Below are 20,081 nucleotides of genomic sequence, written 5' to 3' on the forward strand. Positions count from 1 at the left end.
CGGAGCGCCGCCCATCCGCGGTGCGGATGGACCGGTGGCGTGACCCGTCCCGGTGAGGACGGGTCACGCCGGTGGTGCGTCAGATCTGCTCGGTCTCCGCGTAGTCCGTGTCGTCGGACTGCGGGGCCTCGGTGTTGCCCGGGTTCGCGGTGGCACCGAAGCCGGGGCCGTCCGGGGTGAAGCCGGGGTCGTACGTGACATCGCTGATGCCGTTGGCCGCGGGCGTCCCGTCCAGCTCGACGTCGTCGTCGGACCACTCGGTGTCGCTGTAGGCCAGGGCAGCGGCGGCCGGGTCGAACCCTGCCGGCGAGTCCTTCAGGGACAGGCCCATGCCGGCGAGCTTGATCTTGACCTCGTCGATGGACTTCTGCCCGAAGTTGCGGATGTCGAGCAGGTCCGCCTCGGTGCGGGAGACGAGCTCGCCGACCGTGTGGATGCCCTCGCGCTTGAGGCAGTTGTAGGAGCGGACGGTCAGGTCCATCTCCTCGATCGGCAGCGCGAACGCGGCGATGTGGTCGGCCTCGGCCGGGCTCGGCCCGATCTCGATGCCCTCGGCGTCGACGTTGAGCTCGCGGGCCAGGCCGAACAGCTCGACCAGGGTGGTGCCGGCCGAGGCCAGCGCGTCCCGGGGGGTGATCGACGGCTTGGTCTCGACGTCCAGCACGAGGCGGTCGAAGTCGGTGCGCTGCTCGACGCGGGTGGCCTCGACGCGGTACGTGACCTTGAGGACCGGGGAGTAGATCGAGTCGACCGGGATGCGGCCGATCTCGGCCCCGACGACCTTGTTGGGCGAGGCGGGGACGTAGCCACGGCCACGCTCCACGACCAGCTCGATCTCGAGCTTGCCCTTCTTGGTCAGGGTGGCCAGCTTCAGGTCCTGGTTGTGCACCGTGACACCGGCCGGGGGCGCGATGTCGGCGGCGGTCACGTCGCCGGGACCCTGCTTGCGCAGGTACATGGTGACGGGCTCGTCGTCCTCGGAGGAGACGACCAGCGACTTGAGGTTGAGGATCAGCTCGGTGACGTCCTCCTTCACACCCGGGACGGTCGTGAACTCGTGCAGCACACCGTCGATGCGGATGCTGGTGACCGAGGCACCGGGGATGGACGACAGGAGCGTGCGACGGAGCGAGTTGCCGAGGGTGTACCCGAAACCGGGCTCGAGCGGCTCGATGACGAACCGGGAGCGGTTGTCGGCCACGCCTTCCTCGGCGAGCGAGGGGCGCTGGGAGATCAGCACAGAAGGTCCCCTTCCTGGGGTCTGCATGATGACGTCCGCCATATGACGTCATGCGAGGGAGCGTCCTGCGCCGGGCCGGGGCCCGACGGAGGCGGCCGTCCCGGTGAGGACCGGGACGGCACACGTGCGCGCCACCGGACCCCCTGCGGGGTCCGGCGGCGCGACGGGATCACTTGGAGTAGAACTCGACGATCAGCTGCTCGGTGATCTGCGAATCGATCTGCGCCCGCACGGGCACCGAGTGGATGAGGATCTGCAGCGAGTTCGGGACCACCTTGAGCCAGGCGGGGGTGGGGCGCTCACCGAACGTCTGGCGAGCCAGCTCGAACGGGAAGGTCTCCACCGACTGCTTGCGCACGGTGATGATGTCGTACTGCTCGACGCGGTACGACGGGACGTCCACGCGCACACCGTTGACCAGGAAGTGGCCGTGGGTGACGAGCTGACGGGACGCGCGCCGCGTGCGGGCCAGGCCCGCGCGGTAGACGACGTTGTCCAGACGCGACTCGAGGATCTGCAGCAGGGTCTCGCCGGTCTTGCCGGGACGACCGGCGGCCTCGGCGTAGTAACGACGGAACTGCTTCTCCATGACGCCGTAGGTGAAGCGGGCCTTCTGCTTCTCCTGCAGCTGCGTCAGGTATTCCTTCTCCTTGGTCCGCGCGCGGCCGTGCTGGCCGGGCGGGAAGGGACGGCGCTCGAAGGCGACGTCGCCGCCGACGAGGTCGACCTTCAGGCGGCGGGACTTCTTCGTGATGGGTCCGGTGTAACGAGCCATGATCGGGGGTTCCTTTCTCGACTCGTCAGACCCGGCGCCGCTTGGGCGGTCGGGTGCCGTTGTGAGCCTGCGGGGTGACGTCGGAGATCGCGCCGACCTCGAGGCCGGCTGCCTGCAGGGACCGGATGGCCGTCTCGCGACCCGAACCCGGGCCCTTGACGAACACATCGACCTTGCGCATGCCGTGCTCGATGGCCTGGCGGGCGGCGTTCTCGGCCGCCATCTGCGCCGCGAACGGCGTGGACTTGCGCGAGCCCTTGAAGCCGACGTGGCCGGCGGAGGCCCAGGAGATCACCGCTCCGGTGGGATCGGTGATCGAGACGATGGTGTTGTTGAACGTGCTCTTGATATGGGCGTGCCCATGCGAGACGTTCTTCTTCTCCTTGCGGCGGATCTTCTTGACGGCCGCGGAGCCCTGACGGGACTTGGGGGGCATGGGATTACCTGGCCTTCTTCTTGCCGGCGATCGTCTTCTTCGGACCCTTGCGCGTGCGCGCGTTGGTCTTGGTCCGCTGACCGCGGACCGGCAGGTGGCGGCGGTGCCGCAGACCCTGGTAGGAGCCGATCTCCATCTTGCGACGGATGTCGGACTGCACCTCGCGTCGCAGGTCACCCTCGACCTTGAACTCGTGGGCCTCGATCTGATCGCGCAGGGCCAGGAGGTCCTCGTCGGACAGATCCTTGGTGCGCAGGTCCGGGCTGATCCCGGCGGACGTCAACAGTTCGAGCGCGCGGGTGCGCCCGATCCCGTAGATGTAGGTCAGTGCGACCTCCATCCGCTTGTCGCGGGGGAGGTCGACACCGGCGAGTCGTGCCATCTGGCACACGCTCCTTCTTCGGTGCCACAGGTGTCGGTCGTGTCCCGTCCCGGAGATCTCTCCCGGGCCCCGGCCTGTGGTCCGGGGGTGTACCGCCACACCTAACGAGGGTGGCGATGTGGTGACACGATGAAACGACCGGCCGCGGGTGCGACCGGCCTGACGTCACATCAGCCCTGACGCTGCTTGTGACGCACGTTCTCGCAGATGACCTGGACGCGTCCGTGCCGGCGGATCACCTTGCACTTCTCGCAGATCTTCTTGACGCTGGGCTGAACCTTCACGGCTTTCCTCACTCGAGTACCGGACCCACGTCGGGCCCGGACCACGCACGGCCGATCGGCCGCGCTCCCTATCGGTCCTCCGGCGGAGGCCGATCGTCCCGGGGTCTCCCCCGGGCCCGCCCCAGAGCAGGGGCGGCTGGTGCAGGTGGTGCCGGCGGACCGAACCGCCGCCACACGGACCCGACGGCCTACTTGTAGCGGTAGACGATCCGGCCGCGGGACAGGTCGTAGGGCGAGAGCTCCACGACGACCCGGTCCTCGGGGAGGATGCGGATGTAGTGCTGCCGCATCTTCCCGCTGATGTGGGCCAGGACCCGGTGGCCGTTCTCCAGCTCCACCCGGAACATCGCGTTGGGCAGAGGCTCGACCACGCGACCCTCGACCTCGATGGCCCCGTCTTTCTTGCCCATGTCCTCCGCAATCTGTGCTGTTCACGGCGCAGCGGTGACCACCGGGCCGACCCACCCGGTGAAGGGCGGGGCGTACCGTTCGATCACCGCGGCGACCTCGGCCGCACCACAGGCCTCCGGCCCGACCGGACGCAGGCGTCCGGGTCGCGCGGGAGGCACGGGATGCGAGCGCGCTGGGCGACCTCCACGAGGGGGATCCTGCACCGATCGCGGCGTGGCGGGCACGCTGAGACCGGCACGCATGCGCGCCGACCCTTCACTGTACGCTCCCCGACCCCCGCGACCAACCCGGCCACCGGCCCCGACCGCACGTGGCCGGACGGCGAGCCGGAGGACCGGTGAACGCCCGGGGTACCGCCGATGATCCATGCTGGTCCGATGCCCGCAGCAGCCCTCCCCGTCGCGCTGACCGCCCCCACCGCCCCGGACCCCGGGACCGGGCCGGACCAGGGTTTCCTGGCCACCTACGGGTTCACCTGGCTCCCGTACGCCGCGGCCGCCCTGGTCCTCCTCGGGCTGGGCCTGGTGATCGCGATCCGCAACCGCCGGGCGCGCCCCGCCCTGCTGGAACTGCTGCTCACCCGGGGCGCCGTCCTGGCCGTCATCGCGGTGTCGGTGGGCGCGCTGGCCGACCAGGTGGCCGAGGGCGACGGCCTCACCTCGTTCGACCGTCCCGTCTGGCAATGGTTCGTCGACCACCGGACCGGATTCCTCACCGGCGTGGCCAGGACGGTCACCACCGTCGGGAGCACCCTCTCGATGGGGGTGCTGGCCGGCGTGACGGTCATCGTCCTGTGGGTCCGCGGCCGGCGCCCGGACGCCGTGGTGATCGCGGTCGTCGCCCTGGGGGCCGGGCTGCTGGTCCGGGTCGGGAAGACGATCGTCGGGCGGGTCCGGCCGCCGGTCGCCGAACGCCTGGTCGACGAGACGAACCAGTCCTTCCCGTCCGGTCACTCCCTCGCCTCGATGGCGATCCTCGGTGTGCTGGTCATCGTGCTGGTGCGGCTCATCCCCTCGCCCGCCGGGCGTATCGCCGTCCGCGTCGTGGCCGTGCTCTTCATCGCGCTCATCGGGCTGAGCCGTCTGTACCTCGGCGTGCACTGGAGCACCGACGTCCTCGGCGGATGGCTGACCGGCGCGGGCTGGTTGGTGCTCTGCCTGACCGTCCGTCGCCTCTGGCGCATCCGCCGGACGGTGCAGCGGGCCGCCCTGCCGGACGACTCCCCCGCCGACCCGACCCGCTCGCCCCGCCGCACCGACCAGGCCTGACGGGCGCCGGGCCGACTCAGCCGGGGGTCACGGTGTACCGCGTCTCCGGTCGACCCACCTGCCCGTACCGCAGGGTCCGGCGCGCGGCGCCGGTCTCCACCAGATGTTCCAGATAGCGGCGCGCGGTGATCCGGGACGACCCGAGCAGGTCACCGATCTCGCTGGCGGAGGCCTCCTCCGCCCCGGCCAGCGCGGCGACCACCCGGGTCAGCGTCTCCCGGGTCATCCCCTTGGGCAGGACGGCGCCGGCCGGTGAACGCAGCACGTTGAACGCACGATCCACCGAGTCCTGGTCGACGTCGGTGCGTTCGCCCACCTGGTCGCGGAACCGGCGGTAGGCCTCCAGTCGGTCCCGCAGAGTGGTGAACACGAACGGCTTGATGACGTACTGCACGGCACCCTGGGCGACCGCGGCCCGCACGATGTCCGCATCGCGGGCCGAGGACACCACGATGACGTCGACCGTGGACCCGGCGGCCCGGATCCGGCGGAACAGCTCCAGGCCGGCGACGTCCGGCAGATGCAGGTCGAGCAGGACCAGGTCGACCGGCGTGGCGGCCAGCACCCGGTCGGCCTCCCGACCGGAGTGGGCCACGCCGACGACGGTGAATCCCTCCACCCGTTCGACGTAGGCGCGGTGTGCGCGGGCGGCGATCGGTTCGTCCTCGACGACCAGCACCGAGATCACGGCGTGGGTCCGGCGTGCGCGGTCGGACGTGCAGCGCCGAGGCGGTCCGGACCCTGGCCGTAGACGTCGTCCGCGCCCGCTGCCACCGGCGGCAGGCGCACCACGAACCGGGCGCCCGGGCCGGCCTCCGCCCACACCCTGCCGCCCAGCCGGGCCACCGCCTGCGCGACCAGGGCCAGCCCGAGGCCGCGGTCCCCGGCCGGGCCGGCGCCGGTGTTGGTGCTCCACCCGGGCGCGAAGACCTGCTCGGCCTGCCGGGCGTCGAGGCCGGGACCGCTGTCCTGGACCACGAACTCGAGGAAGTCGGGCAGGCTCGCGGCCGACAGCACGATGCGCCGCGGAGCGTCCGGGTGGGCCCCGGCGTCGGGACGGGACAGGGCGTCCATGGCGTTGTCGATGAGGTTGCCGATCACGGTGACCAGCTCCTGGTCACCGCCGGCACCCTCCGGCAGCTCGGATCCGGGCCGGATCACCAGCTCGATGCCGCGTTCGGCCGCCTGCGCCGTCTTGCCCAGCAGCAGGGCCGCGACCGCCCGGTTGCCGACCCCGTCGACGACCCGGTCGGCCAGGGCCTGGGACACCTGCAGCTCCTGGACGGCGAAGTCCAGGGCGTGCTCGGGCTCGCCCAGTTCGATCAGCGAGATGACCGTGTGCAGCCGGTTGGCCGATTCGTGGGCCTGCGCCCGGAGCGCGGTGGCGAAACTGTGCGCCCGGTCCAGCTCCCCGGTGAGGTTCTCCAGCTCGGTGTGGTCGCGGACGCTGACCACGGCGCCCAGGGTGCGGCCGTCGAGCTGCGCGGGCCGCCGGTTGAACAGCAGCACCCGGTCGGCGGTGAGCACCAGTTCGTCGCGGACCGTGCCGCCGCCGGAGATCATCGCGACCAGCTCGGCGGGGAAGCCGGCCTGCTGCGGGGTCGACCCGGCCACCGACTCGGGCAGGTCGAGCAACCGGCGCGCCTCCGGGTTGGCCAGCACGATGCGGCCGCCGGTGTCCAGCAGCACCATCCCGTTGTGCGCGGACGCGAGCACCGCGTCGTAGTAGCTGAACATCCGGCCCAGCTCCTGCGGTCCCATGCCCAGGGTCTGCCGACGGACCCAGCGGGCGATGAGCAACGATCCGACCACCCCGATGACCAGCGCGCCGAGGGCGATCAGACCCAGGGTGATCCACCGCCCGCCGATGCCGATGTGATCGACGGTCACCCCGACCGAGACGAGGGCGACGACGGTCCCGTCGGGGGCGGTGACGGGGGTGATGGCCCGGATCGACGGGCCGAGCGTCCCGACGTAGGTCTCCGTGCCGGTTCCACCGGCCAGGGCCACGTCCCGGTTGCCGAGATAGGTCCGGCCGATCTGGGACGGGTCCGGGTGGGTCCACCGGGTGCCGTCCGGGGCCATGACGACGACGAAGTCGGCCCCCGTGCGCGTCCCCACGTCGAGCGCGAACGGCTGGAGCACCGCGGACGGACCGGTGACGGCCGCGGCCGCGGGGTAGGGATCGGTGACGGCGGCGAGCACCTGCGGAGCACTGGCCATGGTCTCCGCGATCGCGGTCACCCGTGCACCGGTGGCCTCGTCGGCCTGCTGATCGGCGTCGACGCGGAGGGCGACCAGGATCGCCGCGAGCATGACGATCAGGACGACGGCCTGCAGGACGAGGATGCGCCGCGCCATGGACCAACCGGACCCGGACAGGAACACGGCGCCTCCGGCCTCGATGCCTCGTCAGGTGTGTCTGCGGCCGGCGCGGCGACCGGCCGACTGCGGGACGAGCCTACGCGCGGAGCGGTCTGCGGATCGGGTGTGCGTTCTCTATGAACACATCGGCCGTCGGAGGGGCCTGGGGGGTGATCGTGGGCCCAGCGGCATCACCGCCGATACCCGCCGAAGGCCAGGAGAACCCGTGACGACAACGTCGAACGTCCCCGATCCCCACGAGCTGATGATCGCCCCGCCGCCGAAGAAGAAGATCGGCAGCCACTGGCTCTACATCGCGGTCATCGTCGCCGTCGTCCTCGGCACCGCCGTCGGCCTCATCTTCGGCAAGAACGCGGCCGGCCTGGCCACGATCGGCACGGCGTTCGTCAACCTCATCAAGATGATGATCGGGCCGATCATCTTCTGCACGATCGTGCTGGGCATCGGATCGGTCCGCAAGGCCTCCCAGGTCGGCAAGGTCGGCGGCATGGCCCTGGCCTACTTCCTGGTCATGTCGACGTTCGCCCTCGTCATCGGGCTCGTCGTCGGCAACGTGATCCACCCCGGCGACAGCCTCACCTCCGGCGCGATCCCGACCTACACCCCGCCCGCCGCGACCGGCTCGGGCAACTTCCTGCTGGACATCATCCCGACCACCATCTTCTCCGCGCTGACCGCGGGCTCGGTGCTGCAGGCCCTGTTCATCGCCCTCATCGTGGGCTTCGCCCTGCAGGGCATGGGCCGCAAGGGCGAGCCGATCCTCTCGGCCATCGGCAGCCTGCAGAAGCTGGTCTTCAAGATCCTGGCCGGCATCATGTGGCTGGCCCCGATCGGTGCGTTCGGTGCGATCGCCGGTGTCGTCGGGAACGCGGGCTGGTCGGCCATCGCCGCCCTGGCCCTCCTGATGGGTGCCTTCTACCTGACCTGCGCGGCCTTCGTCTTCCTCGTCCTGGGGTCCCTGCTCAAGCTCGCCACCGGGTACAGCGTCTTCAAGCTCTTCTACTACCTGCGCCAGGAATTCCTGCTCATCGTGGCGACCTCCTCGTCGGAGACCGCACTCCCCCGGCTCATCGCCAAGATGGAGCACCTGGGCGTCTCCCGTCCGGTCGTCGGCATCGTGGTGCCCACCGGCTACTCGTTCAACCTGGACGGCACCGCCATCTACCTGACCATGGCCTCGCTGTTCATCGGCAACGCGCTGGGCAACCCGCTGTCGGTCGGCGAGCAGATCTCCCTGCTGGTCTTCATGATCGTGGCCTCCAAGGGCGCGGCGGGTGTCACCGGAGCCGGGCTGGCCACCCTGAGCGGTGGGCTGGCCTCACACCGCCCGGACCTGGTCGACGGCGTCGGGCTCATCGTGGCCATCGACCGCTTCATGTCCGAGGCCCGCGCGGTCACCAACTTCGCGGGCAACGCCGTGGCCACCCTCGTGCTGGGCACCTGGGTCAAGGAGGTCGATCGCACCCAGGTCGACGCGGTCTTCGCCGGGACATCACCGTTCGACGACAGCAACATGCTCGACGAGCACTGATCCCCTCCGACCACCGATCGACCGGGGCCCGCGCCCCACCCGCACTCCTCGGCCCGGACCGTCCACGACGGTCCGGGTCGGGGTCGTTCGGGACCGGTCCGATCGGCGGCACGGCCGGGTCGGGTCGAGCCGGGCCGGGCCGGGCCGGGCCGGGCCGGGGACCTCAGTCCAGCGAGATGGGGGTGATGTCGTACCGGGCGAGGCGGGCGGCGCCGCCGTCCAGCGCGGTGGTGACGCAGATTCCCTCGTCGGTGACGGCGACGGTGTGCTCGACGTGGGCGGCGCGCGCCCCGTCCTTGGTCACCACGGTCCAGCCGTCGTCCAGCTCGCGGGTGGAGGACTTGCCCAGGGTCACCATGGGTTCGATGGCCAGCGCCATCCCGTCGACGATGCGGACACCCTTCCCACGCTTGCCCTGGTTCGGGACGAACGGGTCCATGTGCATGGCGCTGCCGATGCCGTGCCCGCCGTAGCCGCTGACCGAGCCGTAGCGGCGGCCGTCCTCGTGGGCGGCCCGGAGCACGGCGGTCTCCACCGCCTGCGAGATGTCACCGATACGGCCACCCGCGCGGGTGGCGGCGATCCCGGCCCACAGGGCGACCTGGGCGGCGAGGATCAGATCGGTCTCGGCGGCACCGGCCTCGTCCTCGGGCGGGGACCCGACGTGCAGCGACACCGCGGAGTCCGCATGCCACCCGTCCACGATGCAGCCGGCGTCGATGGACAGCAGGTCACCGTCGCGGAGCACGCGGTCGGGCCGCGGGATGCCGTGGACCACCTCGTCGTTGACCGAGGCGCAGATGGTGGCGGGGAAACCGTGGTAGCCCAGGAAGTTGGGCCGCGCCCCCGCGTCGGCGATCACCGCGGCGACCGCGGCGTCGACGTCCGCGGTGCTGGAGCCGGGAACGGCCGCGGCGCGGCCCGCCTCGATGGCACGGGCCAGCACGACCCCGGCGGCACGCATGGACTGCAACTCCCCGCGGGTCTTGATCTCCACGGAGCGGTCGGGACGAGCGGACATCGGGAGCCTCAGTTCGACGGGGAGCGCCGGTGCAGGGCGGCGAGGGCCCGTTGGGTGACCTCGTCGACGCCGCCGACACCGTTCACCGCGAGAACGCGGTCGTGGTAGTACTCCAGCAACGGGGTGGTGGAGGTGTGGTAGATGTCCAGCCTCTTGCGGATGGCCTCGGGGGTGTCGTCCTCCCGGGCCCGGGAGACCAGGCGGTCCATCAGCACCTCGGTGGGGGCCTCCAGCAGCAGGACCGCGTCGATGGACTGCCCGCGGGCGCCGAGCAGCTCGCCCAACCACCGGGCCTGGTCCAGGTTCCGCGGGAACCCGTCCAGCAGGAAGCCCTCGGCCGCGTCCTGCTGGTCGAGCCGGTCGGCCACCATCGAGTTGGTGACCTCGTCCGGCACCAGGTCGCCCTGGCTCATGTACTTCTGGGCCAGCAGGCCGAGCTCGGTCTTCTCCCCCACGTTCGCGCGGAAGATGTCGCCGGTGGAGATGTGCGCGATGTCCAGCGCCTTGGCCAGTCGGGTGGCCTGCGTACCCTTGCCGACGCCCTGCGGTCCGACGATGAGCAGCCGGCTCACCGCAGGAACCCTTCGTAGTTGCGCTGCATCAGCTGGGTCTCGATCTGCTTCACCGTGTCCAGGCCGACGCCGACCATGATCAGCACAGCGGTGCCGCCGAACGGGAAGTTCTGGTTGTTGCCGTTGCCGGTGATCTCCAGGAACAGGTTCGGGAGGATCGCCACGATGCCCAGGTAGAGCGAGCCCGGCAGGGTGACCCGGGACAGCACGTACTGCAGGTACTCCGCGGTCGGGCGGCCCGGGCGGATGCCCGGGATGAACCCGCCGTACTTCTTCAGCTCGTCGGCCCGCTCCGTGGGGTTGAACGTGATGCCGACGTAGAAGTAGGTGAAGAAGATGATCAGCGCGAAGTACAGGACGATGTGCGACCAACTGCCCTGGTCGATCACCCAGACGTTGAGGAACTGCACCCAGCCGCTGACCACCGTGGTGCCGTCGGCGTTCACCGTGGTCGGGCTGATGAGCTGGACGATGAGGGTGGGCAGGTAGAGCAGCGACGTCGCGAAGATGACGGGGATGACGCCGGCCTGGTTGACCTTGAGCGGCAGGTAGGTCGAGGTGCCGCCGTACATCTTGCGGCCGATCATGCGCTTGGCGTACTGGACGGGCAGTCGCCGCTGGCCCTGCTCGACGAACACCACGGCACAGATGATGCCGAGCCCGATGGCGCAGACGATGGCGAAGATGACCGGGCCCTGGGTGTCCAGGATGTTCTTGCCCTCGGCCGGGATGCGCGAGGCGATCGAGGTGAAGATGAGGATCGACATGCCGTTGCCGATGCCGCGCTCGGTGATCAGCTCACCCATCCACATGACGACGGCGGTGCCGGCGGTCATCGTCAGGACGAGGGTGATCAGCGCGAGGGCACTGCGGTCGGGGACGATCTGATCGGTGACCGAGCAGCCCTGGAACAGCTGGCCGTTGATCGCCAGCGCCAGGAACGCGGTGGACTGCAGGATGCCCAGGCCGATGGTCAGGTAGCGCGTGTACTGGGTCAGCTTGGTCTGACCGGCCTGACCGAGCTTCTTGAGCTGCTCGAACCGCGGGATCACCACGGTGAGCAGCTGCACGATGATCGACGCGGTGATGTACGGCATGATGCCCAGCGCGAAGACGGAGAGCTGCAGGAGCGCGCCACCGGAGAACAGGTTGAGCACGGTCAGCAGGTCGTTGCCGGTTCCCGCCTCGGCGATGCACTGCTGGACGGCGGTGTAGGCCACGCCGGGCGAGGGCATCGTCGCGCCGAAGCGGTAGATGGCCACCAGGCCGAGCGTGAACAGGATCTTCTTCCGAAGATCGGGCGTCTTGAGCGCCGAGACAAATGCGGAGAGCACGGATCCTCCTGGCCTCACCGGCCCCCCGTTCGGGAACCGATGGCGGGCCGCCGGCCTGATCGCCGTCGAACCCGTCCTCGTCGCGCGGGGTCTCCCCCGCACCTGGTGTGCCGCTGGGTGGTACCCAGCCGCGTCTTGCCGCTCGCCCGGCACCGGTCGGAACGGGATCTCCCCCGCGCCGACGATGGCGGTCTGCCCGATCCGACCCCCGCAGGGACCGATCGCGGATACGCCGACCCCCCGGGGCCCAGGTATCTCCCAGGAGAGTACCGGCCACCGGGGGGTGACGAAGCAACCTCGGCGGGCCGACTCTGGGCCGCTCTGCCGGGTGGACCGCCGCGCGGGGCGGTGGTCACCACGGGTGGGTGCCGGACGGACGTGGTGCGGTGTGGCCGCACGCCCGGTCAGGGGTGTGCCTGATGCGACACCGGCCCGTCCCGGGAAGGGACGGGCCGGTGCGTGGAACGGGACTACAGGGTGATGGCGGACCCGCCGGCCGAGGCCAGCTTCTCCTTGGCCGAGCCGGAGAACGCGTGCGCGCTCACCGTCAGGGACACCCCGGCGATGTCGCCGTCGCCGAGCACCTTGACCAGCTGGCCCTTGCGGACCGCGCCGGCCTCGACGATCTCGTCGACACCGATGGTGCCGCCCTGCGGGAACAGGGTGACGAGCTGGCCGACGTTGACGACCTGGTAGCTGACACGGAACGCGTTGCGGAAGCCCTTGAGCTTGGGCAGACGCATGTGCAGCGGCAGGTTGCCACCCTCGAAGGACGCCGGCACGTTCTTGCGTGCGCCGGTGCCCTTGGTGCCACGGCCCGCGGTCTTGCCCTTGGAGCCCTCACCACGACCGAGTCGGGTCTTGGCCGTCTTGGCGCCCGGGGCGGGACGCAGATGGTGGACCTTGATCGTCATGACTGATCACTTCCTTCCGCGGACAGCTCTTCCACGCTCAACAGGTGGGTGGCCGTCCGGATGTAGCCGCGGTTCACCGCGTTGTCGGTGACGACGACGCTGTGGTGGATCCGCTTGAGTCCGAGCGAGCGGACCGACTCGCGGGCCGGTCGCTTGTTCCCGATGGTCGACTTGACCTGGGTGACCTTCAGTTCAGCCATGTCACACCCCCTGGCCGGCGCGAGCCCGCAGCATGGCGGCGGGAGCGACGTCCTCGATGGGCAGGCCGCGGCGGGCCGCGACCTCTTCCGGCCGCTGCAGGTTCTTCAGCGCCTGGATGGTGGCGTGCACGATGTTGATCGGGTTGTCCGAGCCGAGCGACTTGCTCAGCACATCGTGGATACCGGCGCACTCCAGCACGGCACGCACCGGGCCACCGGCGATGACGCCGGTACCGGGCGAGGCCGGGCGGAGGAGCACGACACCGGCGGCCGCCTCACCCTGGACCGGGTGCGGGATGGTCGCAGCGATGCGCGGCACCTTGAACTGGTGCTTCTTGGCCTCTTCGACACCCTTGGCGATCGCCGCGGGAATCTCCTTGGCCTTGCCGTAGCCGACGCCGACGCTGCCGTCGCCGTCACCCACGACGACCAGGGCGGTGAAGGAGAACCGACGTCCACCCTTGACCACCTTGGCCACGCGGTTGGTGACCACGATGCGCTCGAGCAACGGGTTCTTGTCGACGGGGGCGTCGCGACGGTTGCCGTCCCGACGGTCGCGGCCGCCGCGGCCGTCACGACGATCGCCGCCGGCAGCGCCGGCACCGCGGTCTGCGCCGCCGAAGCCGCCGCCGCCGCCGAAGCCGCCGCGTTGGGGTCCGGGCATCAGATGTCCCTCTCAGTCGTCAGTGCGGGTGCTGCAGTGGTGGTCGACATCAGAACTCCAGCCCGGCGCCACGGGCGCCGTCGGCCAGAGCCGCGATGCGACCGTGGTACTTGTCGCCACCACGGTCGAAGACCGCGGAGGAGTAGCCGGCGGCCTGGGCCCGCTGCGCGAGCAGCTGGCCGACGAGCTTGGCCTTGGCGCTCTTGTCGCCCTCGTCGTTGCGCAGGTCGACCTCGAGGGTCGACGCCGAGGCGACGGTGCGGCCGACGGAGTCGTCCACCAGCTGGGCGTTGATGTGCCGGGCGGAACGGGTGACGACCAGACGCGGCCGCACAGCGGTACCGACGACCTTCTTGCGCAGCCGGAAGTGCCGGCGGGCACGCGATCGAGCGCGCGCCTGAGAAACGTTGGCAGCCATCATTTACCCGTCTTTCCGACCTTGCGCCGGACGACCTCGCCGGCGTACCGCACACCCTTGCCCTTGTACGGGTCGGGCTTGCGCAGCTTGCGGATGTTGGCCGAGACCTCTCCGACCAGCTGCTTGTCGATGCCTTCCACCCGGAACTTGACCGGCGACTCGACCACGAACGAAATGCCTTCGGGCGCCGTGACCGGCACCGGGTGCGAGTAGCCGAGGGCGAACTCGAGGTCCGATCCCTTGGCCGCCACGCGGTAGCCGACGCCGACGATCTCCAGCGTCTTGACGTACCCCTGGGTGACGCCGATGACCATGTTGCTGACCAGCGTGCGGGTCAGGCCGTGACGGGCGCGGGAATCGCGCTCGTCGTCCGGCCGGGTGACCACGAGTTCGGTGGCCTCCTGGGCGACCGAGATGGGTTCGACGACCGTGTGCGTCAGGGATCCCTTGGGGCCCTTCACGGTCACCTGCGATCCGTTGATCGTCACGTCGACCCCCGCGGGAACGGGGATCGGCAGTCTTCCGATTCGCGACATGAGTTCTGCCTTACCAGACGTAGGCGAGGACTTCCCCGCCCACCTTCTTCTTGGCGGCCTGCCGGTCGGTCAGCAGACCGGTGGAGGTCGAGATGATGGCGATGCCCAGTCCGCCGAGCACCTTGGGCAGCTCGGTGGAGCGCGCGTAGACGCGCAGGCCGGGCTTGGACACGCGACGCACACCGGCGATCGAACGCTCGCGGTTGGGCCCGTACTTCAGGGAGATCACCAGGTTCTTGCCGACAACGGCCTCGGACGTGGTCCAGGAGCCGATGTAGCCCTCCTTCACCAGGATGTCGGCGATGGTGCCCTTGAGCTTCGAGAAGGGCATCACGACCTCGTCGTGGTACGCGGAGTTCGCGTTGCGGATCCTGGTGAGGAAATCCGCGATGGGGTCGGTCATGGTCATGCGGTGGTCACTCCTCTCGCCTGGTTCACCCGGTGCGGGTGCCTGTGACGAACGTGCCCGGCCGGGCCGGGCGGGATGACCCGGCGGATGTCTCCCGCCGGGGTGGTGCACCGATGCCGGGGCCGGCGTCGTCAAGGGGACGACGCCGGACCCTGGTCACCAGCTGGACTTGGTGATGCCCGGCAGCTCGCCGGCGTGCGCCATCTCGCGGAGGCAGATCCGGCACAGGCCGAACTTGCGGTACACGGAGTGCGGGCGCCCGCAGCGGTTGCACCGGGTGTAGCCGCGGACGGCGAACTTCGGCTTGCGCTTGGACTTGTTGATCAGAGCGGTCTTCGCCATGACGGATCAGTTCTCCTTGAACGGGAAGCCGAGCTGGCGGAGCAGCGCGCGTCCTTCGTCGTCGGTGGTGGCCGTGGTGACCACGGTGATGTCCATGCCACGGGGCCGGTCGATCCGGTCGATGTCGATCTCGTGGAACATCGACTGCTCGTTGAGCCCGAAGGTGTAGTTGCCGTTGCCGTCGAACTGCTTCGGCGACAGACCGCGGAAGTCACGGATACGCGGCAGGGCGATGGTGACCAGCCGATCCAGGAACTCCCACATGCGGTCGTTGCGCAGGGTCACCTTGGCGCCGATGGGCATGCCCTCGCGCAGCTTGAACTGGGCGATCGACTTGGTGGCCTTGCGGACGGTGGGCTTCTGGCCGGTGATGGTGGCCAGGTCGCGCACGGCGCCCTCGATCAGCTTCGCGTCACGGGCCGCCTCGCCGACGCCCATGTTGACGACGACCTTGACCACGCCGGGGATCTGCATGACGTTGCCGTAGGAGAACTGCTCCTGCAGCGCGGTCCGCACCTGCTCGCGGTACTGGGCCTTCATCCGCGGGACGACCTTCTCGGTCGTCTCGGCGGTCTCGGCCGACAGGGTGGGGGTGCTCATCAGAGATCCTTTCCGGACCGACGCGACACGCGGACGCGGCGGCCTTCGGAATCGAGCCGCTTGCCCACGCGCGTCGGCTTGTTGTCGCCATCCACCACCATCACGTTCGAGATGTGGATCGGCGCTTCCTGGGTGACGATGCCGCCGGACTGGGCACCACGCTGGGTCGTCGAGACCTTGGTGTGCTTCTTGATCCGGTTGACACCCTCGACCAGGACGCGATCGTTCTCCGGGTAGGCATGGATGACCTTGCCCTTCGCGCCCTTGTCCTTACCCGCGATGACCAGGACGGTGTCGCCCTTCTTCACCTTCAAGCTCATCACAGCACCTCCGGCGCCAACGAAATGATCTTCATGTACCGCTTGTCGCGCAGCTCGCGGCCGACCGGCCCGAAGATGCGAGTGCCCCGGGGGTCGCCGTCTGCCTTGAGCAGCACAGCCGCGTTCTCGTCGAAGCGGATGTAACTGCCGTCGGGACGCCGCTTCTCCTTGACCGTGCGCACGATGACCGCCTTGACGACGTCACCCTTCTTCACGCCGGCGCCGGGGATGGCGTCCTTGACCGTGGCCACGATGATGTCGCCGATGCCGGCGTACCGACGCGCAGAGCCGCCGAGCACGCGGATGCACAGAATCTCCTTTGCGCCCGTGTTATCGGCGACGCGGAGCCTGGACTCCTGCTGAATCACGTCTGTTCCAACCTTTGCGATGTGTGCTGCCGGAGGCGGTTACCGCCCCCGGCCGTCACGGATTGTTCTGGCCTCACGTCGTGCGCCCACCGGCCGGACTGCCGGCCGGTGGACCTGAAGACCAGGGTTACTGGGCCTTCTCGAGGATCTCGACCAGGCGCCAGCGCTTGGTCGCCGACAGCGGCCGGGTCTCCGACAGGAGAACGCGGTCGCCCACGCCGGCAGTGCCGTTCTCGTCGTGCGCCTTCACCTTGGTGGTGCGACGGATGACCTTCGAGTACCGCGGGTGCTTCACCCGGTCCTCGAGGGCCACGACGATGGTCTTGTCCATCTTGTCCGAGACGACGAGACCCTCGCGGGTCTTGCGGTCGCCGCGGGTCTTGACCGCTGCGGCCGTGGTGGTCGCCTCGGTGGCGACGTCCGCCTGGGTCGCGGTGGTGTCCTGGTGCTCGCTCATGCGGCGCCCTCCGAATCGGTCGCGGTGATCGGCCCGTCGGGTCCGACGGACAACCCGAGCTCGCGCTCGCGCATGACCGTGTAGATGCGGGCGATGTCGTGCCGCACGGTGCGCAGACGACGGTTGTTGTCCATCTGCCCGGTCGCCATCTGGAATCGCAGGTTGAACAGCTCTTCCTTGGCTTCGCGCAGGCGGAGAGTCAACTCGTCGGCTCCGAGCTCACGCATGTCGTTCGCAGTCGTTCCGGTGGCCATCACGAATCACCACCTTCACGGGTCACGATGCGGCACTTCATGGGCAACTTGTGGATCGCGCGGCGCAGGGCCTCGCGGGCGATGGCCTCGGTCGGGTAGCTCATCTCGAAGAGCACGCGGCCGGGCTTGATGTTGGCGACCCACCACTCGGGCGAACCCTTACCGGAACCCATGCGGGTCTCGGCGGGCTTCTTGGTCAGCGGGCGGTCCGGGTAGATGTTGATCCACACCTTCCCGCCACGCTTGATGTGCCGGTTGATGGCGATGCGAGCGGACTCGATCTGCCGGTTGGTGACGTAGGCCGGCTCCAGAGCCTGGATGCCGTACTCGCCGAAGGTCACCTGGGTGCCACCACTGGCCATACCGGTCCGGGTGGGCCGGTGCTGCTTGCGGTGCTTGACCTTGCGGGGGATGAGCATGATCAGCTCTCCGAACTGGTGGTCTCGGGGGCGCCGACGGCCGCAGGGGTGTCGACGGCCGCGCGGCCGGCTTCGGTCGAGGTCGGGGTGGTCCCCGACGATCCGGAACGACGCGGGGGACGACGGTCGGCGGGACCGCGGTCGCGACCTGCACCGCCGCCGGCGTTGCGCTGAGCGGCGGCAGCCTCGGCCACGCGCTGCTCGGCGAGCGTGCCGACCTTGTCGCCCTTGTAGATCCAGACCTTCACACCGATGCGGCCGAAGGTGGTCTTGGCCTCGAAGAAGCCGTAGTCGATGTCCGCACGCAGGGTGTGCAGCGGAACGCGACCCTCGCGGTAGAACTCGCTGCGGCTCATCTCGGCGCCGCCCAGACGGCCGGCGCACTGGATCCGGATGCCCTTGACGGCACCGGAACGCTGCGCGGACTGCATGGACTTGCGCATCGCACGACGGAACGACACGCGGTTGGACAGCTGCTCGGCGACGCCCTGGGCGACGAGCTGCGCGTCGGACTCGGGATTGCGCACCTCGAGGATGTTCAGCTGCACCTGCTTGCCGGTCAGCTTCTCGAGCTGGCCGCGGATGCGATCGGCCTCGGCGCCGCGGCGACCGATGACGATGCCCGGGCGAGCGGTGTGGATGTCGACGCGGACGCGGTCACGGGTGCGCTCGATCTCCACCTTGGAGATGCCGGCCCGCTCCATGCCCTTGGCCATCAGCTTGCGGATGGCGACGTCCTCGGCCACGTACTCGGCGTAGGCCTTGTCCGCGTACCAGCGGGAACTCCAGTCGGTGGTGATACCGAGCCGGAACCCGTGCGGGTTGATCTTCTGTCCCACTAGCGGGCCCCTCCCTTCGCGCTCTGGTCGCCGCGTGCGCGGCGCTGGTCGTTGCCCGTGGTCGGAAGCTGGGCAACTTCGATGGTGATGTGGCTGGTGCGCTTGCGGATCCGGAACGCGCGACCCTGGGCTCGCGGCTGGAAGCGCTTGAGCGTCGGGCCCTCGTCGACGTAGGCCGTCTGGACGACCAGCGCGTCGGGGTTCATCCCGTGGTTGTTCTCCGCGTTGGCGACCGCGGAGGCGAGCAACTTGGCCACCGGCCCGCTGGCCGCCTGCGGGGCGAAGCGGAGGATGGCGGCGGCGTCGGCGGCGGAACGACCACGGATGAGGTCGACCACCCGGCGCGCCTTCATCGGCGTCATCCGCACGTGCCGCGCCTGCGCACGTGCGGTCGGGAGCTCGGCGGCTCCTGCCTTGGCATTCATCGGGTTATCTCCCATTCGGTCTCACCCTGGAACATGATCACAGCGACGATGTGCACGGTGATCAGCCCCGTCGGGCGCGACGGTCGTCCTTGATGTGACCCTTGAAGGTGCGGGTCGGAGCGAACTCGCCGAGCTTGTGGCCGACCATCGACTCGGTGACGAACACCGGGACGTGCTTGCGGCCGTCGTGCACGGCGATCGTGTGCCCGAGCATGTCGGGGATGATCGTCGAACGCCGCGACCAGGTCTTGATGACCGACTTGGAGTTCTTGTCGTTCGCCGCGTCCACCTTCTTGAGCAGGTGGTCGTCGATGAACGGACCCTTTTTGAGACTGCGGGGCATCTGCTTACCTTCCTGCTCTCAGTTCTCGGTGGTACGGGGGGAAGTGCCGGTGGACGGCACCTTGGTGCAGGTGGAGAACAGGCTCATCGCTTCTTGCCACCCTTACGGCGACGACGGACGATCAGCTTGTCGCTGGCCTTGCCCGGCTGGCGGGTACGGCCCTCGGGGCGACCGGCCGGGTTGACCGGGTGACGGCCACCGGAGGTCTTGCCCTCGCCACCACCGTGCGGGTGGTCGACCGGGTTCATGGCGACACCACGGACGGAGGGGCGCTTGCCCTTCCAGCGCATGCGGCCGGCCTTGCCCCAGTTGATGTTCGCCTGCTCGGCGTTGCCGACCTCGCCGATGCTGGCGCGGCAACGGACGTCGACGTTGCGGATCTCGCCGGACGGCATGCGCAGCTGCGCGTAGGGGCCGTCCTTCGCCACCAGCTGGACCTTGGTGCCGGCCGAGCGGGCGATCTTCGCGCCGCCGCCGGGCCGCAGCTCGATGGCGTGGATGACCGTGCCGACCGGGATGTTGCGCAGCGGCAGGTTGTTGCCGGGCTTGATGTCGGCGCCGGCGCCACACTCGATGGCGTCACCCTGGCGCAGCTTCTGCGGGGCGATGATGTAGCGCTTCTCGCCGTCCGCGAAGTGCAGCAGCGCGATGCGCGCGGTGCGGTTCGGGTCGTACTCGATGTGCGCGACCGTGGCCGGCACGCCGTCCTTGTCGGCCCGACGGAAGTCCACCAGGCGGTAGGCACGCTTGTGCCCGCCACCCTGGTGGCGGGTGGTGACCCGGCCGTGGACGTTGCGCCCGCCCTTGGAGTGCAGGGGGCGGACCAGCGACTTCTCGGGGAAGTCGCGAGTGACCTCGGCGAAATCGCTCACCGAGGAGCCGCGACGACCCGGCGTCGTCGGCTTGTACTTGCGGATACCCATGATTACCTCAG

30 protein-coding genes are annotated in these 20,081 nt (G+C 69.7%); 2 read left to right on the forward strand and 28 right to left on the reverse strand.

Translation table 11 applies throughout. The features are described 5' to 3' along the window. Positions 1-79 precede the first annotated feature (79 nt). The 6 genes from J2S58_RS07260 to infA all read right to left on the reverse strand — a co-directional run bounded on the left by J2S58_RS07260 (position 80) and on the right by infA (position 3,527). Positions 80-1,240 (reverse strand): DNA-directed RNA polymerase subunit alpha, encoded by a 1,161-nt coding sequence (locus J2S58_RS07260; RefSeq protein WP_205255958.1) that lies wholly within the window; start codon positions 1,238-1,240, stop codon positions 80-82. 169 nt (positions 1,241-1,409) lie between these two features. After that, positions 1,410-2,015: a 30S ribosomal protein S4 gene (gene rpsD / locus J2S58_RS07265; RefSeq protein WP_205255957.1), complete on the reverse strand. Its 606-nt coding sequence runs from the start codon at positions 2,013-2,015 to the stop codon at positions 1,410-1,412. A gap of 25 nt (positions 2,016-2,040) precedes the next feature. Beyond that, complete coding sequence (rpsK, locus tag J2S58_RS07270; RefSeq protein WP_015746491.1) at positions 2,041-2,451, reverse strand: 30S ribosomal protein S11; 411 nt, start codon at positions 2,449-2,451, stop codon at positions 2,041-2,043. A gap of 4 nt (positions 2,452-2,455) precedes the next feature. Next, positions 2,456-2,833, reverse strand: coding sequence for a 30S ribosomal protein S13 (gene rpsM, locus J2S58_RS07275; RefSeq protein WP_205255956.1), 378 nt, complete (start codon positions 2,831-2,833; stop codon positions 2,456-2,458). 170 nt (positions 2,834-3,003) lie between these two features. Then, the gene (gene rpmJ, locus J2S58_RS07280) at positions 3,004-3,117 is read right to left on the reverse strand and encodes a 50S ribosomal protein L36 (RefSeq protein WP_205255955.1); all 114 of its coding nucleotides are present in this window, start codon (positions 3,115-3,117) and stop codon (positions 3,004-3,006) included. 188 nt (positions 3,118-3,305) lie between these two features. Further along, positions 3,306-3,527 carry a translation initiation factor IF-1 gene (infA, locus tag J2S58_RS07285; RefSeq protein ID WP_029136093.1) on the reverse strand — a complete coding sequence of 74 codons (222 nt, stop codon included), beginning with the start codon at positions 3,525-3,527 and terminating at the stop codon, positions 3,306-3,308. A gap of 378 nt (positions 3,528-3,905) precedes the next feature. Here infA and J2S58_RS07290 point away from each other — a divergent pair, with 378 nt between their 5' ends. Further along, complete coding sequence (locus J2S58_RS07290) at positions 3,906-4,796, forward strand: phosphatase PAP2 family protein (protein WP_205255954.1); 891 nt, start codon at positions 3,906-3,908, stop codon at positions 4,794-4,796. Between the two features lie 16 nt (positions 4,797-4,812). Here the strand turns inward: J2S58_RS07290 and J2S58_RS07295 are convergent, their stop codons facing one another. Further along, on the reverse strand, positions 4,813-5,484 hold the full coding sequence (locus J2S58_RS07295; RefSeq protein WP_205255953.1) for a response regulator: 672 nt from the start codon (positions 5,482-5,484) through the stop codon (positions 4,813-4,815). Continuing rightward, positions 5,481-7,157, reverse strand: a complete 1,677-nt coding sequence (locus tag J2S58_RS07300) for a sensor histidine kinase (protein WP_205255952.1) — start codon at positions 7,155-7,157, stop codon at positions 5,481-5,483. Before J2S58_RS07300 ends, J2S58_RS07295 begins: the two co-directional genes overlap by 4 nt. Positions 7,158-7,425: 268 nt before the next feature. Between J2S58_RS07300 and J2S58_RS07305 the strand changes: the two genes are divergently transcribed. After that, positions 7,426-8,712, forward strand: a complete 1,287-nt coding sequence (locus J2S58_RS07305) for a cation:dicarboxylate symporter family transporter (RefSeq protein WP_205256088.1) — start codon at positions 7,426-7,428, stop codon at positions 8,710-8,712. Between the two features lie 163 nt (positions 8,713-8,875). Here the strand turns inward: J2S58_RS07305 and map are convergent, their stop codons facing one another. From map to rplB, 20 genes are all read right to left on the reverse strand, one after another. Continuing rightward, positions 8,876-9,733 carry a type I methionyl aminopeptidase gene (gene map, locus J2S58_RS07310; RefSeq protein ID WP_205255951.1) on the reverse strand — a complete coding sequence of 286 codons (858 nt, stop codon included), beginning with the start codon at positions 9,731-9,733 and terminating at the stop codon, positions 8,876-8,878. An 8-nt stretch (positions 9,734-9,741) separates the two neighbouring features. Next, positions 9,742-10,305, reverse strand: a complete 564-nt coding sequence (locus J2S58_RS07315) for an adenylate kinase (protein ID WP_205255950.1) — start codon at positions 10,303-10,305, stop codon at positions 9,742-9,744. After that, the gene (secY, locus tag J2S58_RS07320) at positions 10,302-11,639 is read right to left on the reverse strand and encodes a preprotein translocase subunit SecY (protein ID WP_205255949.1); all 1,338 of its coding nucleotides are present in this window, start codon (positions 11,637-11,639) and stop codon (positions 10,302-10,304) included. Before secY ends, J2S58_RS07315 begins: the two co-directional genes overlap by 4 nt. Positions 11,640-12,109: 470 nt before the next feature. Beyond that, the gene (rplO, locus tag J2S58_RS07325; RefSeq protein ID WP_205255948.1) at positions 12,110-12,553 is read right to left on the reverse strand and encodes a 50S ribosomal protein L15; all 444 of its coding nucleotides are present in this window, start codon (positions 12,551-12,553) and stop codon (positions 12,110-12,112) included. Next, a complete protein-coding gene (gene rpmD, locus J2S58_RS07330) occupies positions 12,550-12,753 on the reverse strand; it encodes a 50S ribosomal protein L30 (RefSeq protein WP_205255947.1) in 204 nt (67 codons plus the stop codon). The genes rplO and rpmD overlap by 4 nt, the downstream gene beginning before the upstream one ends. Before the next feature lies 1 nt (position 12,754). After that, positions 12,755-13,417 (reverse strand): 30S ribosomal protein S5, encoded by a 663-nt coding sequence (gene rpsE, locus J2S58_RS07335; protein ID WP_240188478.1) that lies wholly within the window; start codon positions 13,415-13,417, stop codon positions 12,755-12,757. Between the two features lie 49 nt (positions 13,418-13,466). Continuing rightward, positions 13,467-13,835, reverse strand: a complete 369-nt coding sequence (rplR, locus tag J2S58_RS07340; RefSeq protein ID WP_205256086.1) for a 50S ribosomal protein L18 — start codon at positions 13,833-13,835, stop codon at positions 13,467-13,469. Further along, positions 13,835-14,371: a 50S ribosomal protein L6 gene (rplF, locus tag J2S58_RS07345; RefSeq protein ID WP_205255946.1), complete on the reverse strand. Its 537-nt coding sequence runs from the start codon at positions 14,369-14,371 to the stop codon at positions 13,835-13,837. Before rplF ends, rplR begins: the two co-directional genes overlap by 1 nt. Before the next feature lie 10 nt (positions 14,372-14,381). After that, positions 14,382-14,780 carry a 30S ribosomal protein S8 gene (gene rpsH, locus J2S58_RS07350; RefSeq protein ID WP_205255945.1) on the reverse strand — a complete coding sequence of 133 codons (399 nt, stop codon included), beginning with the start codon at positions 14,778-14,780 and terminating at the stop codon, positions 14,382-14,384. 156 nt (positions 14,781-14,936) lie between these two features. Next, the gene (locus tag J2S58_RS07355; protein WP_205255944.1) at positions 14,937-15,122 is read right to left on the reverse strand and encodes a type Z 30S ribosomal protein S14; all 186 of its coding nucleotides are present in this window, start codon (positions 15,120-15,122) and stop codon (positions 14,937-14,939) included. A 6-nt stretch (positions 15,123-15,128) separates the two neighbouring features. Continuing rightward, positions 15,129-15,722 (reverse strand): 50S ribosomal protein L5, encoded by a 594-nt coding sequence (rplE, locus tag J2S58_RS07360; protein ID WP_205255943.1) that lies wholly within the window; start codon positions 15,720-15,722, stop codon positions 15,129-15,131. Then, positions 15,722-16,042 (reverse strand): 50S ribosomal protein L24, encoded by a 321-nt coding sequence (rplX, locus tag J2S58_RS07365; RefSeq protein WP_275889278.1) that lies wholly within the window; start codon positions 16,040-16,042, stop codon positions 15,722-15,724. Before rplX ends, rplE begins: the two co-directional genes overlap by 1 nt. Beyond that, positions 16,042-16,410 carry a 50S ribosomal protein L14 gene (gene rplN / locus J2S58_RS07370; RefSeq protein ID WP_205255942.1) on the reverse strand — a complete coding sequence of 123 codons (369 nt, stop codon included), beginning with the start codon at positions 16,408-16,410 and terminating at the stop codon, positions 16,042-16,044. The genes rplX and rplN overlap by 1 nt, the downstream gene beginning before the upstream one ends. Before the next feature lie 127 nt (positions 16,411-16,537). Then, positions 16,538-16,867 carry a 30S ribosomal protein S17 gene (rpsQ, locus tag J2S58_RS07375; protein ID WP_205255941.1) on the reverse strand — a complete coding sequence of 110 codons (330 nt, stop codon included), beginning with the start codon at positions 16,865-16,867 and terminating at the stop codon, positions 16,538-16,540. Beyond that, on the reverse strand, positions 16,864-17,121 hold the full coding sequence (gene rpmC, locus J2S58_RS07380) for a 50S ribosomal protein L29 (protein WP_205256084.1): 258 nt from the start codon (positions 17,119-17,121) through the stop codon (positions 16,864-16,866). The genes rpsQ and rpmC overlap by 4 nt, the downstream gene beginning before the upstream one ends. Next, positions 17,121-17,540 (reverse strand): 50S ribosomal protein L16, encoded by a 420-nt coding sequence (gene rplP, locus J2S58_RS07385; RefSeq protein WP_205255940.1) that lies wholly within the window; start codon positions 17,538-17,540, stop codon positions 17,121-17,123. Before rplP ends, rpmC begins: the two co-directional genes overlap by 1 nt. 2 nt (positions 17,541-17,542) lie before the next feature. Beyond that, a complete protein-coding gene (gene rpsC, locus J2S58_RS07390; RefSeq protein ID WP_205255939.1) occupies positions 17,543-18,379 on the reverse strand; it encodes a 30S ribosomal protein S3 in 837 nt (278 codons plus the stop codon). Continuing rightward, on the reverse strand, positions 18,379-18,804 hold the full coding sequence (gene rplV, locus J2S58_RS07395; RefSeq protein WP_205255938.1) for a 50S ribosomal protein L22: 426 nt from the start codon (positions 18,802-18,804) through the stop codon (positions 18,379-18,381). The genes rpsC and rplV overlap by 1 nt, the downstream gene beginning before the upstream one ends. Before the next feature lie 61 nt (positions 18,805-18,865). Then, entirely contained in the window at positions 18,866-19,147 is a 282-nt protein-coding gene (gene rpsS / locus J2S58_RS07400) for a 30S ribosomal protein S19 (protein WP_205255937.1), read from the reverse strand. Positions 19,148-19,230: 83 nt separating this feature from the next. Next, the gene (gene rplB / locus J2S58_RS07405; protein ID WP_205255936.1) at positions 19,231-20,070 is read right to left on the reverse strand and encodes a 50S ribosomal protein L2; all 840 of its coding nucleotides are present in this window, start codon (positions 20,068-20,070) and stop codon (positions 19,231-19,233) included. Positions 20,071-20,081 lie beyond the last annotated feature (11 nt).

The sequence above is a fragment of the Nakamurella flavida genome (assembly GCF_030811475.1).
GTDB lineage: Bacteria > Actinomycetota > Actinomycetes > Mycobacteriales > Nakamurellaceae > Nakamurella > Nakamurella flavida.

Bases quoted from the DNA above. Each gene is read 5' to 3' on its own strand.
- rpsD (WP_205255957.1), bottom strand. From the start codon at position 2,015: ATGGCTCGTTACACCGGACCCATCACGAAGAAGTCCCGCCGCCTGAAG.
- rpsK (WP_015746491.1), bottom strand. From the start codon at position 2,451: ATGCCCCCCAAGTCCCGTCAGGGCTCCGCGGCCGTCAAGAAGATCCGC.
- rpsM (WP_205255956.1), bottom strand. From the start codon at position 2,833: ATGGCACGACTCGCCGGTGTCGACCTCCCCCGCGACAAGCGGATGGAG.
- infA (WP_029136093.1), bottom strand. From the start codon at position 3,527: ATGGGCAAGAAAGACGGGGCCATCGAGGTCGAGGGTCGCGTGGTCGAG.
- J2S58_RS07290 (WP_205255954.1), top strand. From the start codon at position 3,906: ATGCCCGCAGCAGCCCTCCCCGTCGCGCTGACCGCCCCCACCGCCCCG.
- J2S58_RS07300 (WP_205255952.1), bottom strand. From the start codon at position 7,157: ATGGCGCGGCGCATCCTCGTCCTGCAGGCCGTCGTCCTGATCGTCATG.
- J2S58_RS07305 (WP_205256088.1), top strand. From the start codon at position 7,426: ATGATCGCCCCGCCGCCGAAGAAGAAGATCGGCAGCCACTGGCTCTAC.
- map (WP_205255951.1), bottom strand. From the start codon at position 9,733: ATGTCCGCTCGTCCCGACCGCTCCGTGGAGATCAAGACCCGCGGGGAG.
- rplO (WP_205255948.1), bottom strand. From the start codon at position 12,553: ATGACGATCAAGGTCCACCATCTGCGTCCCGCCCCGGGCGCCAAGACG.
- rpmD (WP_205255947.1), bottom strand. From the start codon at position 12,753: ATGGCTGAACTGAAGGTCACCCAGGTCAAGTCGACCATCGGGAACAAG.
- rpsE (WP_240188478.1), bottom strand. From the start codon at position 13,417: ATGCCCGGACCCCAACGCGGCGGCTTCGGCGGCGGCGGCGGCTTCGGC.
- rplR (WP_205256086.1), bottom strand. From the start codon at position 13,835: ATGGCTGCCAACGTTTCTCAGGCGCGCGCTCGATCGCGTGCCCGCCGG.
- rplF (WP_205255946.1), bottom strand. From the start codon at position 14,371: ATGTCGCGAATCGGAAGACTGCCGATCCCCGTTCCCGCGGGGGTCGAC.
- rpsH (WP_205255945.1), bottom strand. From the start codon at position 14,780: ATGACCATGACCGACCCCATCGCGGATTTCCTCACCAGGATCCGCAAC.
- J2S58_RS07355 (WP_205255944.1), bottom strand. From the start codon at position 15,122: ATGGCGAAGACCGCTCTGATCAACAAGTCCAAGCGCAAGCCGAAGTTC.
- rplE (WP_205255943.1), bottom strand. From the start codon at position 15,722: ATGAGCACCCCCACCCTGTCGGCCGAGACCGCCGAGACGACCGAGAAG.
- rplX (WP_275889278.1), bottom strand. From the start codon at position 16,042: ATGAGCTTGAAGGTGAAGAAGGGCGACACCGTCCTGGTCATCGCGGGT.
- rpsQ (WP_205255941.1), bottom strand. From the start codon at position 16,867: ATGAGCGAGCACCAGGACACCACCGCGACCCAGGCGGACGTCGCCACC.
- rpmC (WP_205256084.1), bottom strand. From the start codon at position 17,121: ATGGCCACCGGAACGACTGCGAACGACATGCGTGAGCTCGGAGCCGAC.
- rplP (WP_205255940.1), bottom strand. From the start codon at position 17,540: ATGCTCATCCCCCGCAAGGTCAAGCACCGCAAGCAGCACCGGCCCACC.
- rplV (WP_205255938.1), bottom strand. From the start codon at position 18,804: ATGAATGCCAAGGCAGGAGCCGCCGAGCTCCCGACCGCACGTGCGCAG.
- rpsS (WP_205255937.1), bottom strand. From the start codon at position 19,147: ATGCCCCGCAGTCTCAAAAAGGGTCCGTTCATCGACGACCACCTGCTC.
- rplB (WP_205255936.1), bottom strand. From the start codon at position 20,070: ATGGGTATCCGCAAGTACAAGCCGACGACGCCGGGTCGTCGCGGCTCC.